We start from the raw sequence: 16,286 nt of genomic DNA, 5'->3' as shown, positions 1-16,286 counted from the left end.
TGGAGGAGTCCGCCATGGGGGGAGGCTACCCGGCGTGCGGGCGCCGCCCGCCGGGTAGCCTCCCCCCATGGCGGACTCCTCCACCCAGTCGATCATCATCGGCGCGTCACCGGATCGGGTGACGGCGGTCATCTGCGACTTCGCGCGCTACCCGGAGTGGACCGAGGCGGTGCGCCGCGCCGAGGTCATCGAGGAGTACGAGGACGGCTATGCCAGCCAGGTGCGCTTCACCATCGACGCCGGGGTGATGGCCGACGAGTACGTGCTCGCCTACGAGTACGCCGAGGACCTGTCCCGCATCGAGTGGCACCTGGTGGCTCCCTCGAAGATGCAGAAGAGCCAGCGCGGTTCGTACGACCTGGTGGCCAACGCGGACGGCGGCACCACGGTGACCTACACCCTGGAGGTCGAGCTGTCGGTGGGGATGCTCGGCATGTTCCGGCGCAAAGCCGAAAAGATGATCATGGACACCGCGTTGAAGCAGCTCAAGCGCCGGGTAGAAGCACCCGGTGCGGCGCAGTGACGCGTACGGCGGCACGGTAGAGGAGCCGACCATGGGTGCAACGGATCCGGGTTCGGCCCGGGAAGAGGCGGAACGACTGGTCGCCACCCTGCTCGCGGGGGCGCGGCTGGCCTCCGCCGGCTCGGCGGGCGGCGCCTGGGGCCCGCTGGGCGGGATGCTGGCCGGTGTCCTCGGTCACAGTGCCGCCCCGGGTGGTCCCTCCACCGCCGGTGGAGCTTTCGCCACCGGTTCGGCCGAATGCTGCGTCTGCCCGGTCTGTCGGGGGATCGCCGCGTTGCGTGACCCGAGTCCGGAATTCGCCGAGCGGCTGGCCACCGGCGCCGGTGACCTGGCAGCGGGCGTGGCCAGCCTGCTCCGCGCGTTCACGCCGGCGGAGCCGTCCGCGGCCAGCCCGTCGACGCCGCCCGCCCCGGCCGACGGCGTCAACGTCCCCGACCCCGCGACGGGCGACGGGTCCGCCGACACCGACGACGACCATGTGTGGCGCGATGCCACCCGTACCGGGCATGATTCTCAGCCGGCGCCGGAGCGGGACGTGTGGTCGGTCGCCACCCGGACGAGCGACCCGGTCGCCCCGACCACCGCACCACCCGTCGACGAGGCCGGGGCGGCGGCCGTACCGGCACCGACCAACCGACCCGTGGTGCCCGCTTCGCGGGTGCCCGACGGCGACGGCGCGGACGCGCCGGGCGACGTCGCCTGAGCGCGGGACATCGCGACCCGGACCGGCGTGCCGTCGGCGCGCGGGCCGGACAGCACAGCAGAGGGGAGCGGCAGCGGTGACGCTGACCATCGGAGTCGACGTCGGTGGCACGAAGGTGGCCGGCGGTGTCGTGGACGACACCGGCGCGGTCCTCGTGCAGACCCGACGGGACACCCCCGCCGATGACGTCGGCAAGACCCGCGACGTCATCATCGAGGTCGTCGGCGAGCTGGCCGCCGGACGGACGATCGAGGCGGTCGGCATCGGCGCGGCCGGCTGGATCGACGCCAACCGCTCGACCGTGCTCTTCGCCCCCAACCTGGCCTGGCGCGACGAGCCACTGCGCGAGTACGTCAGCACCGCCGTCGGCCTGCCGGTGATCGTGGAGAACGACGCCAACGTGGCCGCCTGGGCCGAGTTCCGCTACGGGGCGGCCCGCGACGCCGACGACTCCATGGTCATGTTCACCATCGGCACCGGCGTCGGCGGCGGGATCGTGCTCGGCGGCGAGCTGATGCGTGGCGCGCACGGCATCGCCGCGGAGCTGGGCCACACCCTGGCCGTGCCGGACGGGCACCAGTGCGGCTGCGGTCGGCTGGGCTGCATCGAGCAGTACGCCAGCGGCAGCGCCCTGGTCCGCTTCGCGCGGGCCGGCGCCCGGCAGGAGCCGCACCGGGCGACCGCGCTGCTGGAGCTGGCCGGCGGGGAGGCCGAGGCGATCACCGGCCGGATGGTGACCGCCGCCGCGCAGGGCGGCGACCCCGTCTCCGCCGAGGCGTTCGCCCAGATCGGCCGGTGGCTGGGCACCAGCCTCGCCGACATGGCGCAGATCCTCGACCCGCAGACGCTGGTGGTCGGCGGCGGCGTCATCGACGCCGGTGACCTGCTGCTCGGCCCGACGCGCCGCTCGTACCTCGACGCGCTCGCCCAGCGGGGCCGCCTGCCGGTGGCCGAGGTGCTCCCCGCCGAGCTGGGCAACAGCGCCGGGGTGATCGGCGCCGCAGACCTCGCCCGACGGATCTGAGGCGAACCGGAATGGGTCAGGACGCCGGCGTACCCCTGCGGGTCGTGTCGTACAACACCCACAGCCAGCGCGACGACACCGCCGCGCTGGCGACGGTGGTCCGGGCCGCGTCCCCGGACGTGGTGATCGTGCAGGAGGGGCCGCGCCGGTTCCGGTGGCGGCAGAAGTCGGCCACGCTGGCCGAGTCGTTCGGCCTGGTGGTGGCCGCCGGTGGGCTGCCCGCCCTGGGCAACCTGCTGCTGACCAGCCTGCGGGTCCAGGTGCTGAGCACCCGCTGCCAGCGCTTCCCGCTGACCCCCGGCCGGCACCTGCGCGGCGCCGTGTACGCCGACTGCCGGGTCGGTGACGCCCGGTTCACCCTCGCCGGGTCGCACCTGTCCACCGATCCGGCGGAGCGTCCCGCGCAGGCCGCCGAGTTCAAGAGCGGGCTGCACGAGGCGAGCAGCCCGGTGGTGGCCGGGGCGGACCTCAACGAGGGCCCGGACGGGCCGGCCTGGGCGACCGTGGCGCGCGGGCTGACCGACGCCGCGGTGGCGGCCCACCGGGCGGACCGGCTCACCTACTCCTGCGCCGAGCCGCGCCGACGCATCGACGCGCTCTTCGTCGACCCGCGAGTCGTCGTGGTCGACTACGACGTGGTGGACACCCCGCAGACCCGGCGCGCCAGTGACCACTTCCCGGTCCTGGTCGACCTGCTGCTGCCCACCACCGGCTGACCCCCCCACCGGCCCGACCGCCGATCCGTCCGCGCCGGGGCTGGACATCCGGCTCCGATGTGGAGAGGATTTCGCGGCGACCGGCACGCGTGCCGCACAAAAGGAGATGTCCCGGTGTCCACCTCCACCGACCACGGCCGGCCCGACCCGGAGGCGACCCCGTCCGCGCTGAGCCGCGACGGCCGCCCGGTCTCCGACCGGGGCGACACGGTCTGCGTCATCGGGGCCGGGGCCAGCGGCCTGACGGCCATCAAGAATCTGCGCGAGCACGGGTTCGGCGTGGACTGCTACGAGCGGGAGACCGGCGTCGGCGGCGCCTGGAACTGGCGGCACGACCGCAGCCCGGTGTACGCGAGCACCCACCTGCTGTCGTCGAAGCCGTTCACCCAGTTCCCCGACTTCCCGATGCCGGACTCCTGGCCGGACTACCCGCACCACAGCCAGCTGCTGTCGTACTTCGAGCGGTACGCCGACCACTTCGACCTGCGCTCGCACATCTGGTTCGGCACCGAGGTGGTCCGGGTCGAGCCGGCCCCGGGGGAACGCTGGGACGTCACCACCCGCTCCACCGGCGGGTACGGGCCGGAGCGCACCGCGCAGTACGCCGCCGTGGTGGTCGCCAACGGCCACAACTGGTCGCCGAAGCTGCCCCGCTACGAGGGGCTGGAGCAGTTCCGCGGCGAGATCATGCACGCCTCGTCCTACAAGGACCCGGCGCAGCTGCGCGGCAAGCGGGTGCTCGTGGTGGGCGCCGGCAACACCGGCTGCGACATCGCGGTCGAGGCCGCCCAGCAGGCGTCGCGGTGCTGGCACTCCACCCGGCGTGGCTACTGGTACGCGCCGAAGTACGTGCTCGGCCGTCCCGCCGACCAGGTCAACGACACTCTGCTGGCGCTGCGCGTGCCGCTGCGGGCGCGCCAGTGGCTCTACCACTGGACGCTGCGGCTGACCGTGGGCGACCTGACCCGCTTCGGCCTGCCCAAGCCCGACCACCGGGTGTACGAGACGCACCCGATCGCGAACAGCCAGCTCGTCTACTACGTGGGGCACGGCGCGATCGGCCCGGTGCCCGACGTCGCCCGGTTCCACCCGTACGCGGTGGAGCTGGCCGACGGCCGCGAGATCGACCCGGAGCTGGTCATCTTCGCCACCGGCTACCTGCCGCGCTTCGAGTTCCTCGACGCGTCGGTGTTCGGCGACAGCGCCGGTGTCGGCCGGCCCACGCTGTGGCTCAACGCGTTCACCCCGGGGCATCCGACGCTGGCGGTGGCCGGTCTGGTGCAGCCGGACTCCGGGTTGTTCACCCTGTCGCACTGGCAGACGGTGCTCTTCGCCCGGCTGCTGCAGGCCCGCCGGGACCGGCCGGAGCGGGCGGCGGCGTTCGCGCAGCGGGTGCGGGACCGGGCCGGGGAGCGCTACTCCGCGCAGGTCAAGGAGAGCAGCCGGCACTGGTTCGAGGTCGGTCACGCCGACTACCTGCGCGCCGTCCAGCGCGCCCTACACGACCTGGAGGGCAAGTGAGCGCGAGGAGTGAGCTTGCGAGCCCCGCAGTCGCGAACGAGAGGCTGGCACGGTGAGCGCGAGGAGTGAGCTTGCGAGCCCCGCAGTCGCGAACGAGAGGCTGGCACGGTGAGCGCGAGGAGTGAGCTTGCGAGCCCCGCAGTCGCGAACGAAAGGTCGGCCCGGTGAGCGCGAGGAGTGAGCTGCGGATCATGCGGGGCCGGGAGTGGTCCCGCCCGGTCCGGCCCGTCCGGCGCGAGGTGCTCAGCGCCACCCCCGAGCTGGAGGAGGGGCGTCCGCCGCTGCTCTTCGTCCCCGGCTTCGGGCACGGTGCGTGGGCGTTCGCCGAACACTGGCTGGGGCACGCGGCGTCGCGGGGGTTCCCGGCGTACGCGATGAGCCTGCGCGGGCACGGCGCCAGCGAGCCGGCGCCCGAGGCGACGCTGCGCGCGTACGCCCACGATGTCGTCCAGGTGGCCGCGGGCCTGCCGCGTCAGGCGGTGCTGGTGGGGCACGGCGCCGGGGCGCTGGTGGTGGCGCACGCGTTGGCCCGCTATCCGGCGCGGAGCGCGGTGCTGGTGGCGCCGGTGTTCGGCGGGTGGGGAGTGCTCGGCGCGGCGGTCCGTCGCAACCCGGCGGGCACGTTGCCGGCGGTGTTCGGCGGGCCGCTTCGGCTCAGCCGTGGCCAGCTGTTCAGCCGGGACCTGCCGGACGAGGAGGCCCGGCGTCACGTCGCCCGGCTCGGTCGGGCCGGCCGGCGGGCGCAGTGGGCGCTGCTGGGCGAGCCGGGGGCCGAGCCGGCCGTGGGCGCGCCGCCGGTGCTGGTGCTGGGCAGCCCGGACGACCGGGTGGTGCCGACGTCGACGTTGAACCGGGTGGCCCGCCGGTACGGCTCGGCGCCGCTGCTCTTCCCGGGGATGGGTCACGACCTGATGCTGGACGCGCGTTGGGTGGAGCCGATCGACGCGATCCTGGACTGGCTGGAGAAGGAGCCCGCAGTGCACTGAGCGCGCCGGTCAGCCGCCGGCGTGGTGGGTGGCGGGGCTTGCGGCCGGGGTCGCGGGGGCCGGCACGCGGGCGGCGCCGTCCAGCGTGCCGTCGGTGCTGGCCAGGCGGTTGATCAGGGCGCCCGCCTCGTCCAGCGCGCTGAGGTAGGAGCGGGCCCAGGCCCGGATGTCGTGCTGGTGCAGGTAGGCGCGCATGGCCCGCATCCGTTGCCCGACGTCGGTCGGGCTGGCCCGCAGCGCCGCGCACAGCCCCTGCTTGAGCCCCTCCAGGTCGTGCGGGTTGACCAGGTACGCCTCGGGCAGTTCGGCCGCGGTGCCGGCGAACTCGCTGAGCAGCAGCGCGCCCGCGCCGTCCACCCGGGCGGCGACGTACTCCTTGGCGACGAGGTTCATCCCGTCGCGCAGCGGGGTCACCGCCATGACGTCGGCGACCCGGTAGAGGGCGGCCAGCTCGGCCCGGTCGAAGGGCTGGGTGAGGTAGTGGATGGCCGGCTCGCCGACGCGGCCGAACTCGCCGTTGATCCGGCCCACCTCGCGTTCGATGCGCTCGCGCAGGATCTGGTACTGGCCGACGCGTTCCCGGCTCGGCATGGCGACCTGCACCAGCACCGTGTCGCGGACCTTGACGTCGCCGCTGGCGAGCAGCTCGCTGTACGCCTTGAGCCGCTGCTCGATCCCCTTGGTGTAGTCCATCCGATCCACGCTGAGGATGACCTGCCGGGGATCGCCGAGGTCCCGGCGCAGCCTGCGGGCGCGGGCGGCCACCTCCGGGCGGGCGGCGAGCGCGGCCATCTCGGCGGTGTCGATGGAGACCGGGAACGCGCCGATGCGCACCACCCGGTCGTCGATCCCGATGCGCCGGTCAGTGGCGGGCAGCTCCAGCACCTTGGTGACCAGTTGGGCGAAGTTGTGCGCGGCCTGTGCGCGCTGGAAGCCGACCAGGTCGGCGCCGAGCATGCCGCGCAGCAGCTCGGCCCGACGGGGCAGCTGCATGAACAGCTCCGGCGGCGGGAACGGCACGTGCAGGAAGAAGCCGATGCGCAGGTCCGGCCGGAGCGCGCGGAGCAGCCCCGGGACCAGTTGCAGGTGGTAGTCCTGCACCCAGACGATTCCGCCCTGCTCCGCCACCTCGGCGGTCGCCTCGGCGAAGCGCTGGTTGACCCGCTGGTACGCCTCCCACCACCGGCGGTGGTGCTGCGGCTGCTCGACGGCGTCGTGGTAGAGCGGCCAGAGGGTGGCGTTGGAGAACCCCTCGTAGTGGTCACGCAGGTCGTCGCGGCTGAGGGCGACGGTGTGCATCCGGACGCCGTCCACGTCCGGCAGCGCGGGAGCCGACCCGGCGCCGCCGGCCCAGCCGACCCACGTCGCCGGGGTGTGCCGCAGCAGGGGGTGCAGTGCGCCGACCAGCCCTCCCGGGCTGCGCCGCCATTCGCAGGCCCCGTCGGGCGCCACGCTGTCGTCGATGGGAAGGCGGTTGGCTACCACCACGAGGGAGCTCTGTCGCATCTCGGGCATTCCGATCAGCAGAGGACTGACCGCCACGAGCAAGGGAAAACCGGTCAGTCAGCGGGGGAAGTGACGTACGGCGGTATTCCTACTGACAGTAAGTTACACCACTGTTACGTCCGGGGCGGGGCGGAGCCGTCCCGGTATCCGGTCGGCGGGCGGTGCGCAAGCCTCAGACGACGGCGCCGTTGTCCGGGTCGTCATCGTCCTCGTCGCCGGGACGGAGTCGCCAGATCAGCGTGACGAAACCGGCCAGGATGCCGGTGAACCCGAACAGGGTGACCGCCGAGCGGTCGATCGGCAGCAGCGACGGGAAGAGGAAGAGCACGAACCCGACGATCACCGCGAGCGCCCCGACCGCCGCGTACTTGGAGACCCGGGGCAGCGGGGGCGGCGGGGGAGGGTGGTAGCCCTCGTCGTCATCCTCGTCGTCGGGCAGGTCGGCGCCGAAGGTGTCCAGCCCGTCCAGCAGCGACGGCTCGTCCGGCCGGGTGCCGCGCCCGACCGAGATCCCGGAGATGTCGGTGGCGGACGGTAGCCGGCGGACGTCGGTGGCGGTCGGCCCGGCCTCGTCGGTGCCGGAGCGGGCCAGCGGACCGGTGGCCGGCTCGTCCCGGTCGTCCACGTCCTCCGCGGCCGGCCACGGGTGCTCCCCGACGGCCGAGGTGCTGTGGAAGCCGGCGACGATCCGGGCCCACTCGGCGTCGATGTCCGGTTCGTCGCGGGCCGGTGGCTGCTCGGGGGCGGTCTCGTCGGCGAGCTGGGTGAGGTAGTCGCGCGCGGTGGTCAGGTGCGAGCGGTCGACGTAGAGCCGGTCGACCGGGCGGGCCGGGACCGTGGTGGTGCGGGTGACCGGGTTGAGGTCGGCGGAGGGTTGCAGGTAGGCGGCGATCCCGCCGGCGGCCAGCACGTCGAGCAGGTGCTCGCCGACGCGCGGATCGACGTCGCCGACGACGGCGTACTCGCTCGCGTCGAGCCCGTTGTCCCGCCGTCCCCGGCGGGCCCCACCCGCTGACACCCGGACATCCTCCTCAACGCGCCTTCCGGCGCGGCCGCCCAGCCCCCTCGACGCCCGTCCGCACGCCGTGCTCTGAATCGTGACACGTCAGGGGCCGGTTCCGGGAGTGCGTTGTGTCGCGTCTTCCAAAGTCAGCACCCCTGCCGCTGGTCGCGGCCATGCCCCTTTGTCCGTTCTTGCGGAGGAAGCGGCGGAAGCCGGCCCGGGCATCCGTTGTGGTGGGCGGCCCGCGCTTCGTACGCTCGTCGGCGACGGCGGCGCCGCCCGGAAGAGGGCCACACCGGCGCGCGGGCGCCGTCTGACGACGCCACGGGAAGGACGCCGGTGCTGTACTGGCTGTTGAAGTACGTCATCCTCGGTCCGCTGCTCAAGCTGATCTTCCGGCCGCAGGTGGAGGGCCTGCACAACGTGCCGAGGACCGGTCCGGTGATCCTGGCCAGCAACCACCTCTCCTTCTCCGACTCGATCTTCACGCCGCTGATCACCCCGCGGAAGGTCACCTTCGTGGCCAAGGCCGAGTACTTCACCGGCAAGGGGATCAAGGGCTGGCTGACCAGGATGTTCTTTGTCGGCACCGGCACCATCCCGGTGGACCGCTCCGGCGGCCGGGCGGCCCGCGCGGCGCTGGACACCCAGCTGCAGGTGCTGCGGGCCGGCGGAGTGGCCGGCATCTACCCGGAGGGGACCCGCTCCCCGGACGGGCGGCTCTACCGGGGCAAGACCGGGGTGGCGCGGCTCGCGCTGGAGAGCGGCGCGCCGGTGGTGCCCGTGGTGATGCTCAACGCCGACGAGATCCAACCGCCGGGCAAGCTCATCCCCAAGGTCGCCCGGGTCAAGATCCGTTTCGGCGCCCCGCTGGACTTCTCCCGCTACGCCGGTCTCGCCGGTGACCGGTTCGTCGAGCGCGCGGTCACCGACGAGATCATGTACGAGCTGATGGAGCTCTCCGGCCGGGAGTACGTCGACATCTACGCGCAGAAGCTCAAGGAACCCAGGCCCGTGCCCGTGCCGGTCGCCGCCTGAGCCCGGCTCAGCAGGCGATCGCCGGCCCGGCCGGCGTGATCGGCCGGCCGGCCAGCGCCAACAGCCCCGGGGCGTCGTTGCGCAGCGCGAACGTCCGCACCTCGGCGCGCGGCACCCGGGCGGACGCCGGGTCGCCGGCGCGGGTCAGCTCCGCCGCCGCGAACGCCAGCGCCAGCACCCGGTCGCTGACGTCCGGGATTCGGCCGTAGGTCTCGGCGGCGGCCAGGTGCAGCTCGGCCGCGCGCCGGTGGTCACCGTCGGCCGAGGCCACGGCCGCCGTCACGGTCCGCAGCGCCGCCTCCGACCAGGGCGTCCGGTGACCGACCCGGTCGAGCATCGCCCGGACCCGCACCGCGGCGTCCCGGCCGGCAAGGGCGGCGGCGTACGCGGCCGCGGCGATCCACTCCCCGCTGGCCAGCGCCGGCACCGCCGACCAGGACCGGCCCAGCTCGTCGATCAGCTCCGCCGCCTCGGCGTCGCGGCCCTGCAGCGCCCGGCACAGAGCGGCCATGCTCAGCATCGTCCAGTGCAGCCGGTGGAACCCGCTGCGTCGCGCGGTGGTCAGGGCGTCGGCCACGTCGTCCGGATCCTCGTCGTCGCGCAGCACCAGCAGGCAGCAGCGCAGCCCCCGCACCTGCATGTCCCAGCTGCCGGTCGGGGTGTCCACGAACGCCTCCGCGGCGGCGAGCAGCCGGCCGAAGTCGCCGTCGAACCAGGCCCGCATCGCCTCCGCCGAGTAGCTGGTGGTCAGCGTCTGGCCGCTGGCGGTGCGGGCCGGCGCGGCCGAGAGCAGGGCGTCGGAGCGCAGCCAGTCGCCCTCCTCCCGGATCGCCCACGCGAGGTTCTGGGTGGCCCGGGGCAGCGCGAGGAGCTGACCGGCCCGGCTGAACTCGACGATGGCGTGCAGCTCGTCCAGGCCGACCCGGTCGCCGGACTGGTAGCGGGCGGTGGCCGCGGTGATCCGCGCGTTGGTGCGGGTCTCGGTCAGACCCAGCCGCTCGGCGATCTCCGCCGCGGTGTCCGCCGCCGCCACGGCCGGGTCCCGCTCGTAGTTGAGCATGTGCAACCGGCCCAGCTCCGCGTACGCGTCCGCCTTCTGCGGGCTGTCCGGAAGTGGCTCGAACAGCTGCACCGCGCGGTCCAGGCAGGCCAGCGCGTCGCCGCGGTCGGCGCGCAGCCAGGCGGCCTGCCCGAGCAGCGTCCACGCCCGGGCCGCACAGGCGTCGTCGCCGTGCGCCAGCAGCCGGTCGGCGAGCGCGTGCACCTGCTCCGCCCCTCCGCCCGAGAGGAAGGCGTTGCCGTCCCGGTAGAACGAGATCTCGGTGCTGAGCAGCTCCAGCTGGAGCCGGCCCACCGGGTCGCTGTCGTCGGCCAGACCCAGGGCCCGGCCCGCGTGGCTGGCCGCCGCGTCCAGCCCGTGCAGCGCGTACGCCCGGCGGGCCGCCCGGTGCAGCGCCTGCCGCGCCGGCCCCGCGTACCGCCGGACCTGCATGCCGAGCGAGCGCGCGATCTCGTGCGCCGCCCAGCGGTGGTGCGCGAGCACCTCGGCCAGATCGGTGTCGCGGCTGTGCGACAACGCGTCGAGCCAGTCCGCCGCCCGCTCGTGCCGGGCCACCCGCTCGGTACGCGGCAGCCGCTGGTAGCAGACGTCGCGCACCAGCACGTGGCGGAACCGGAACTCCGCCTGCCCGGCCATCGTCGACGCCGCCTGCTCGTGCACGAAGTCGCGCTGCTCCAGCCGGCGCAACGAGCGCTCCACCGACTCGACCTGCTGCCCCAGCGCGGCGGCCACCGCGCCCGGCCAGAACTGCACCCCCACCACCGACGCGGCCAGCAGCACCGAGCGGTCCTTGGCGTCCAGCAGGTCCACCCGGTTGGCGATGACGGCGTGCACGCTCTCCGGCATGGTCAGCTCGAGCTGCTTGTCCAGCGACCAGCCCCGCCCCGACTGGCGGAGCGCGCCCTGCTCGATCAGCATCCGGACGTACTCGTGGGCGTAGAGGGGGTTGCCGCCGGCCACCTCGATCAGCGGGCTCAACATGTCGGCGGAGAACGCCGCCTGGCCGAACAGGTGCGCGTACAGCGCGGCGATCCCGGTGTCGCGCAGCGGCGGCAGGGTGATCGTCACCGAACCGGTGATGGTGCCGGCCCAGCTCGGGTCCCGGTCGACCAGCTCGGGGCGGGCCGTGCAGAGCAGCAGCAGCGGCACCTCCCGGGCCGCCGCGCCGAGCAGCTCCACGAAGCGCAGCATCGCGTCGTCGGCCCAGTGCAGGTCCTCGAAGACCAGCACGGTGGGGCGGCGGGCGGCCAGCGCCAGCAGGAAGCGCCGCCAGGCCGACTCGGCCTCCTCCGCCGGCAGCGGAGTGCCGGGCAGCCCGACCAGCGGGCGCAGCGCGTCCACCACCCGGTCCCGTTCGCCCGGGCCGATCAGCTCGCCGACCGCCGAGGCCAGCCGCTGGGCCGCGCTGCCGGCCGGGTCGGTGTCCAGGATGCCGGCCTCGGACTTGACGATGTCGGCGAGCGCGGCGAACGTGACGTTCTCCCCGAATGGCGGGCAGCGTCCGGTGCGCCACGTCAACGGCTCGTCGACCAGCCGGCCGGTGTGCCGGTAGAGCTCCCGCAGCAGCCGGCTCTTGCCGATGCCGGCCCGGCCGAAGATGGTCACGACCTGCGGCAGCCGGTCGCGCAGTGACCGGTGCAGGGCGTTGACCAGCATGCCCAGCTCGTGTTCCCGGTCGACCAGCGGCGTGGTGTCCGGCTCCCGGTCGGTCGGCTGGCGGCGCAGCGGGGACAGGGCGAGCCACACCTCGGTCGGCGTCGAGCGGCCGCGCAGGGTGACCGGGGGCTGCTCCTCGTAGCGGATCGCGTCCTTGGTCAACGCGTGCGTGGCGCCGCAGACCAGCACCCCGCCCGGCGGCGCGACCGACTGCATCCGGGAGGCGGTGTTGACCACGTCGCCGGCCACGATCGCCTGCCCGCCGTCGCGGGCCGCGGCCACGTCGACCAGCGCCTCGCCGGTGGCCACCCCGACGCGGAACCGCAGCTCGGTGCTGCCCGTCGGTGCGAACCGGGTGAGCACCCGTTGCAGCTCCAACCCGGCCCGTACGCAGCGCAACGCGTCGGTCTCGGTGGCGATCGGGGCGCCGAACAGCGCCATCACCGCGTCACCGATGTACTTCTCCACCACCCCGCCGTACTGGCCGACCACCCGTCGTGCCGCGGAGAAGAAGCCGGTCTGCATGCCGCGGACCTGCTCCGGGTCGGCCCGCTCGACGTACGGGGTGAAGTCGATCAGGTCGACGAAGAGCACACTCACCCGGCGGCGGTCCTCCTGCGGGCTGACCGCGGCCGGCCGGTCCGCGCCCGGCCGGGGCGACCCGCACGAGGTGCAGAACGTGACGTCCGGGGCGAGCGGACGCAGGCAGTGCGGGCACACCGCGCCCAGCTCGGCGCCGCAGCCACCGCAGAAGCGGTCGCCGTCGGCGGCCGTACGACCACAGCGCCCACACTGCGCGGCGATGACACCCTCCACTGGCGAACCGGCCGACGCTCAGAGGCGTCCCGTCGGAGGAATTATCACCGTCGGCGTCGCTGTCAGGTACCGGCCTGTTGGCTTGTGGACAGTCCACAAGCGGTCGGACGGACTAGATTCAGGCAGCCACATGTCGATCAGGGACCAGAGGGGGACAGGTCAATGGTGTACGTCAAGCTGGAGAGCAACTGGACCGACGGCAACGGGGTCAACCACTCCGCGGGTGACTCGGTGGACGTCGACGCGGCCACCCTCGCCACGCTGCAGGCCGAGGGCATCGTCATCGAGCAGTCCCACGGCCCGGACGGTGACGGCAAGGGCCCGGACAAGTGGGCCGGCCCGGGCAGCTCGGGAGTCTGACTCCGCACCGGTGACGCGACGACGCGGCCGGGTCGCCCACGGGTGACCCGGCCGTTTCGTGTCCTGCCGCTGGCGGCGGTGAATCAGCGGTCGTTCATGCCGGCGCGCCGGCGCAGCGCGGCGACGTCGGTCACCACGATGCGGCGCCCCTCGGTACGCAGCCAGCCGCGGCTGGCGAACGAGCCGATCGCCTGGTTGACGCTCTGCCGGGAGCCGCCAGCCATCTCGGCCAGCTGGCTCTGGTTGAGCTCGATCGTGATCATCGGCGCCTGGCTCTCGCCGGCCAGCCGGACCAGCGTCTTGGCCACCCGACCGGGCAGGTCGAGGAAGACGTGGTCGGCGTTCTGCTCGGTGAGCCGGCGGATCAGCCCGCCCAGTGAGCGCATCACCGCGTCCAGGATGCGCGGGTTGGAGTGCACCAGCTCCATGAAGGCCCCCCGGGAGAGCGCGAGCGCCGCGCAGTCCTCGATGGCCTCCGCGGAGGCGGACCGGGTGGAGGCGTCGAGCAGGGAGACCTCGCCGAGCACATCGGGCGGACGGATCACCGACAGCACGGCACGCTCGCCGGTGGGTGCGGTGCGGAAGACGGCCACCGCGCCGCGGCGCAGCACGATCAGCGACTCGCCCGGGTCGTTCTCCACGAACAGCAGTTGGCCCTTGCGGTAGGTGCGCGGAACGGCGGCGGCGATGACACGCTGCCGCACCTCGGGCTCCAGCCCGGCGAACATTTCGACACCCGTGAGCGCATCACCCGGCTCCGGCAGGCGAACCTCCACGGCCCAACCCCTCCCCGGTCAAGGACCACAACTCGCTCACCGGGCGAACCTGATGGCCCCGACAAGGTGAACTGACACCGGCTCGGCGTCCGGTAGCGGTACACATCAGATCATGACGGTCCGGTCGCTTGCTGTACACCCCTCGAAGCACTTCCGTGACCGTCGCGAGCTGCGGCGTACGACCTCGTGAGGTGCCGGTCCGGGCCGCCGGCGCGGGTCTGTGCCGGCTCGGCGCCCTGCCGTCCGCGGGCCCCCGCCGGTCAGCGCCGGACGGGGGTGGGCGAGGATGGCGGGAATGGTCTACCGCTACTTCTACGACTGCGAGTTCATCGAGGACGGCCAGGTCGTCGACCTCGTCTCGATCGGTGTCGTCGACGAGTACGGCCGCGAGTTCTACGCGGTCTCCACCCAGTTCGACGACTCCCGTGCCGTGCCGTGGGTGCGGCGCAACGTGCTGGACAAGCTGCCCTCGCCGGCCGACCGGGCCTGGCGCTCACGGGAGCGCATCCGCGACGATCTGTACGACTTCCTCATGGAGCCGATCCGGGACCGGCCGGGGGAGCAGTTGGAGCTGTGGGCCTGGTACGCCGCGTACGACCACGTGGTGCTCGCCCAGCTCTGGGGCGCGATGCCGGCGCTGCCCCGGGAGATTCCCCGGTTCACCAAGGAGCTGCGCCAGCTCTGGGACGACCGGGGCCGACCGCCTCTGCCGGACGCGGACGCGGCCCGGCACGACGCTCTGGTCGACGCCCGCCACAACCTGGCACGCTGGCGAGCCATGACGGCCCGGTGACGGTCGTGACGCCGGAGGTTTGACCGGTTCTGTCCCGGGCATCGGTGGGAAAGCCGAGCGGAGGGAGAGCGCTATGAGCAATGAGCCGACGAGCGCCGCGGAGGCCCGCGGTCGGGTCACCGAGCTGGCTCGGGCCGCACGGATCTGCATGCTCACCACGATCGCCCTGGACGGGCGGCAGGTGAGCCGGCCGATGGGCCTCCAGGAGGCGGAGTTCGACGGCGATCTGTGGTTCTTCGCCTACGGGGACTCGGCGAAGGTCCGCCAGATCCGGGTGAACCCCGAGGTCAACGTCGCCTTCTCCGATCAGAGGCACAACGCCTGGGTGTCGGTCTCCGGCACCGCCTCCGAGGGGTTCGACCGGGCTCGCGCCGAGCACCTGTGGAACCCGCTGCTCAAGGCCTGGTTCCCCGACGGGCTGGACACCCCCGGCCTGACGATGATCAAGGTGCACGCCAGCTCCGCCGAGTACTGGGACTCGCCCAGCAGCACGGTGGTCAACCTGCTCGGCTTCGCCAGGGCCGCGGTCACCGGCCGACCCCCAAAGGCCGGCGAGAGCCACGAGGTCGCCTACTGACCCGTGTCCCGGGGCGGGTCGTCCCCGGGGCGCGCTGTCGGTGTCCAGGTGGGCCGACTACAGTGCGCAGTGACGGCCCGCCCCGGGCCGGCAACGGCGCCGATGGTCTGACCTGACACATATCCTGGGGCTTATCGGGCTTTACCTGATGCTCCAGGAGGATGAGCGGATCATGCGTATCGGCGTGCTCACCGGCGGCGGCGACTGCCCGGGTCTCAACGCGGTCATCCGGGCGGTGGTCCGCAAGGGCGTCGCCACTTACGGTCACGAGTTCGTGGGCTTCCGGGACGGCTGGAAGGGCCCGCTGGAGGGCCTGTCCCGGCCCCTGGACATCGCCGACGTCCGCGGCATCCTGCCCCGCGGCGGCACCATCCTCGGCTCGTCCCGGACCAACCCGTTCAAGATCGAGAACGGCGTCGAGCGGATCAAGGACAACCTCGCCGCGCAGGGCGTGGACGCCCTGATCGCGATCGGCGGCGAGGACACCCTCGGCGTGGCCACCCAGCTCTACGAGCTGGGCGTGCACGTGGTCGGCGTCCCGAAGACCATCGACAACGACCTCGGCGCCACCGACTACACCTTCGGCTTCGACACCGCGGTCAACATCGCGATGGAGGCCATCGACCGGCTGCACACCACCGCGGAGAGTCACCACCGCACGCTGGTCGTCGAGGTCATGGGCCGGCACGCCGGCTGGATCGCCCTGCACGCCGGCCTGGCCGGTGGCGCCAACGTCATCCTGCTCCCGGAGCGGCAGTTCGACGTCGACCAGGTGGCCGGCTACGTCGAGAAGCGCTTCCAGCACCAGTACGCCCCGATCGTGGTGGTCGCCGAGGGCGCCCAGCCACTGGACGGCCAGATGGTGCTGGCCAACCAGGAGCTGGACTCGTTCGGCCACGTCCGCCTCGGTGGCATCGGCCAGTGGCTCGCCGAGCAGCTGGAGGCCAAGACCGGCAAGGAGGCCCGCACCGTGGTGCTGGGCCACATCCAGCGCGGTGGCACCCCGACCGCGTTCGACCGGGTGCTCGCCACCCGCCTGGGCCTGCAGGCCATCGACGCGGTGCACGAGGGCGACTGGGGCAAGATGGTCGCGATGCAGAGCACGGACATCGTCCGGGTGCCCCTCGCCGAGGCGACCCGCGAGCTGAAGACCGTTCCCCTGGAGCGGTACGCCGAGGCCGAGGTCTGTCTCTTTTACACATCTGACGCTGCCGACGATAAGGCGCGT

15 protein-coding genes are annotated in these 16,286 nt (G+C 73.3%); 11 read left to right on the top strand and 4 right to left on the bottom strand.

Features of this window, described 5'->3' with window-relative positions; genetic code table 11:
* Window positions 1-67 precede the first annotated feature (67 nt).
* From DKT68_RS21050 to DKT68_RS21025, 6 genes are all read left to right on the top strand, one after another.
* Window positions 68-523, top strand: coding sequence for an SRPBCC family protein (locus tag DKT68_RS21050; protein ID WP_109819126.1), 456 nt, complete (start codon window positions 68-70; stop codon window positions 521-523).
* A gap of 31 nt (window positions 524-554) precedes the next feature.
* On the top strand, window positions 555-1,226 hold the full coding sequence (locus tag DKT68_RS21045) for a hypothetical protein (protein ID WP_109819129.1): 672 nt from the start codon (window positions 555-557) through the stop codon (window positions 1,224-1,226).
* Window positions 1,227-1,302: 76 nt separating this feature from the next.
* A complete protein-coding gene (locus DKT68_RS21040; protein ID WP_109819125.1) occupies window positions 1,303-2,250 on the top strand; it encodes an ROK family glucokinase in 948 nt (315 codons plus the stop codon).
* Window positions 2,251-2,261: 11 nt separating this feature from the next.
* Window positions 2,262-2,966 (top strand): endonuclease/exonuclease/phosphatase family protein, encoded by a 705-nt coding sequence (locus tag DKT68_RS21035; protein ID WP_109819124.1) that lies wholly within the window; start codon window positions 2,262-2,264, stop codon window positions 2,964-2,966.
* A 114-nt stretch (window positions 2,967-3,080) separates the two neighbouring features.
* Window positions 3,081-4,487, top strand: coding sequence for a flavin-containing monooxygenase (locus DKT68_RS21030; RefSeq protein WP_109819123.1), 1,407 nt, complete (start codon window positions 3,081-3,083; stop codon window positions 4,485-4,487).
* Between the two features lie 191 nt (window positions 4,488-4,678).
* The gene (locus DKT68_RS21025; protein WP_109819122.1) at window positions 4,679-5,473 is read left to right on the top strand and encodes an alpha/beta hydrolase; all 795 of its coding nucleotides are present in this window, start codon (window positions 4,679-4,681) and stop codon (window positions 5,471-5,473) included.
* A gap of 9 nt (window positions 5,474-5,482) precedes the next feature.
* Here the strand turns inward: DKT68_RS21025 and DKT68_RS21020 are convergent, their stop codons facing one another.
* Both DKT68_RS21020 and DKT68_RS21015 read right to left on the bottom strand, forming a co-directional pair.
* The gene (locus DKT68_RS21020; RefSeq protein ID WP_236647007.1) at window positions 5,483-6,979 is read right to left on the bottom strand and encodes an alpha,alpha-trehalose-phosphate synthase (UDP-forming); all 1,497 of its coding nucleotides are present in this window, start codon (window positions 6,977-6,979) and stop codon (window positions 5,483-5,485) included.
* 172 nt (window positions 6,980-7,151) lie between these two features.
* Window positions 7,152-7,997, bottom strand: a complete 846-nt coding sequence (locus tag DKT68_RS21015; RefSeq protein WP_109819121.1) for a hypothetical protein — start codon at window positions 7,995-7,997, stop codon at window positions 7,152-7,154.
* 324 nt (window positions 7,998-8,321) lie between these two features.
* On the opposite strand from DKT68_RS21015, the gene DKT68_RS21010 reads away from it, so the two are divergent.
* Window positions 8,322-9,020 (top strand): lysophospholipid acyltransferase family protein, encoded by a 699-nt coding sequence (locus DKT68_RS21010; RefSeq protein ID WP_109819120.1) that lies wholly within the window; start codon window positions 8,322-8,324, stop codon window positions 9,018-9,020.
* 7 nt (window positions 9,021-9,027) lie between these two features.
* Here DKT68_RS21010 and DKT68_RS21005 read toward each other — a convergent pair whose 3' ends face one another.
* A complete protein-coding gene (locus tag DKT68_RS21005; protein WP_109819119.1) occupies window positions 9,028-12,552 on the bottom strand; it encodes an ATP-binding protein in 3,525 nt (1,174 codons plus the stop codon).
* Between the two features lie 162 nt (window positions 12,553-12,714).
* Here DKT68_RS21005 and DKT68_RS21000 point away from each other — a divergent pair, with 162 nt between their 5' ends.
* On the top strand, window positions 12,715-12,912 hold the full coding sequence (locus DKT68_RS21000) for a hypothetical protein (RefSeq protein ID WP_109819118.1): 198 nt from the start codon (window positions 12,715-12,717) through the stop codon (window positions 12,910-12,912).
* A gap of 83 nt (window positions 12,913-12,995) precedes the next feature.
* Here the strand turns inward: DKT68_RS21000 and DKT68_RS20995 are convergent, their stop codons facing one another.
* On the bottom strand, window positions 12,996-13,688 hold the full coding sequence (locus DKT68_RS20995; RefSeq protein ID WP_030337710.1) for a Crp/Fnr family transcriptional regulator: 693 nt from the start codon (window positions 13,686-13,688) through the stop codon (window positions 12,996-12,998).
* Window positions 13,689-13,983: 295 nt separating this feature from the next.
* On the opposite strand from DKT68_RS20995, the gene DKT68_RS20990 reads away from it, so the two are divergent.
* From DKT68_RS20990 to DKT68_RS20980, 3 genes are all read left to right on the top strand, one after another.
* Entirely contained in the window at window positions 13,984-14,481 is a 498-nt protein-coding gene (locus DKT68_RS20990; protein WP_109819117.1) for a polyadenylate-specific 3'-exoribonuclease AS, read from the top strand.
* A gap of 73 nt (window positions 14,482-14,554) precedes the next feature.
* A complete protein-coding gene (locus DKT68_RS20985; RefSeq protein ID WP_109819116.1) occupies window positions 14,555-15,058 on the top strand; it encodes a pyridoxamine 5'-phosphate oxidase family protein in 504 nt (167 codons plus the stop codon).
* 172 nt (window positions 15,059-15,230) lie between these two features.
* Window positions 15,231-16,286: 6-phosphofructokinase (locus DKT68_RS20980; protein ID WP_109819127.1), on the top strand; the 1,056-nt coding region annotated here is incomplete at its 3' end.

Source organism: Micromonospora acroterricola (assembly GCF_003172955.1).
Lineage (GTDB): Bacteria > Actinomycetota > Actinomycetes > Mycobacteriales > Micromonosporaceae > Micromonospora > Micromonospora acroterricola.
This window is presented reverse-complemented; position numbering and strand designations above follow the sequence as displayed.

Coding starts and splice junctions, on each gene's coding strand:
- DKT68_RS21050 (WP_109819126.1), top strand. CDS start 68: ATGGCGGACTCCTCCACCCAGTCGATCATCATCGGCGCGTCACCGGAT.
- DKT68_RS21045 (WP_109819129.1), top strand. CDS start 555: ATGGGTGCAACGGATCCGGGTTCGGCCCGGGAAGAGGCGGAACGACTG.
- DKT68_RS21035 (WP_109819124.1), top strand. CDS start 2,262: ATGGGTCAGGACGCCGGCGTACCCCTGCGGGTCGTGTCGTACAACACC.
- DKT68_RS21025 (WP_109819122.1), top strand. CDS start 4,679: ATGCGGGGCCGGGAGTGGTCCCGCCCGGTCCGGCCCGTCCGGCGCGAG.
- DKT68_RS21020 (WP_236647007.1), bottom strand. CDS start 6,979: ATGCGACAGAGCTCCCTCGTGGTGGTAGCCAACCGCCTTCCCATCGAC.
- DKT68_RS21000 (WP_109819118.1), top strand. CDS start 12,715: ATGGTGTACGTCAAGCTGGAGAGCAACTGGACCGACGGCAACGGGGTC.
- DKT68_RS20990 (WP_109819117.1), top strand. CDS start 13,984: ATGGTCTACCGCTACTTCTACGACTGCGAGTTCATCGAGGACGGCCAG.
- DKT68_RS20985 (WP_109819116.1), top strand. CDS start 14,555: ATGAGCAATGAGCCGACGAGCGCCGCGGAGGCCCGCGGTCGGGTCACC.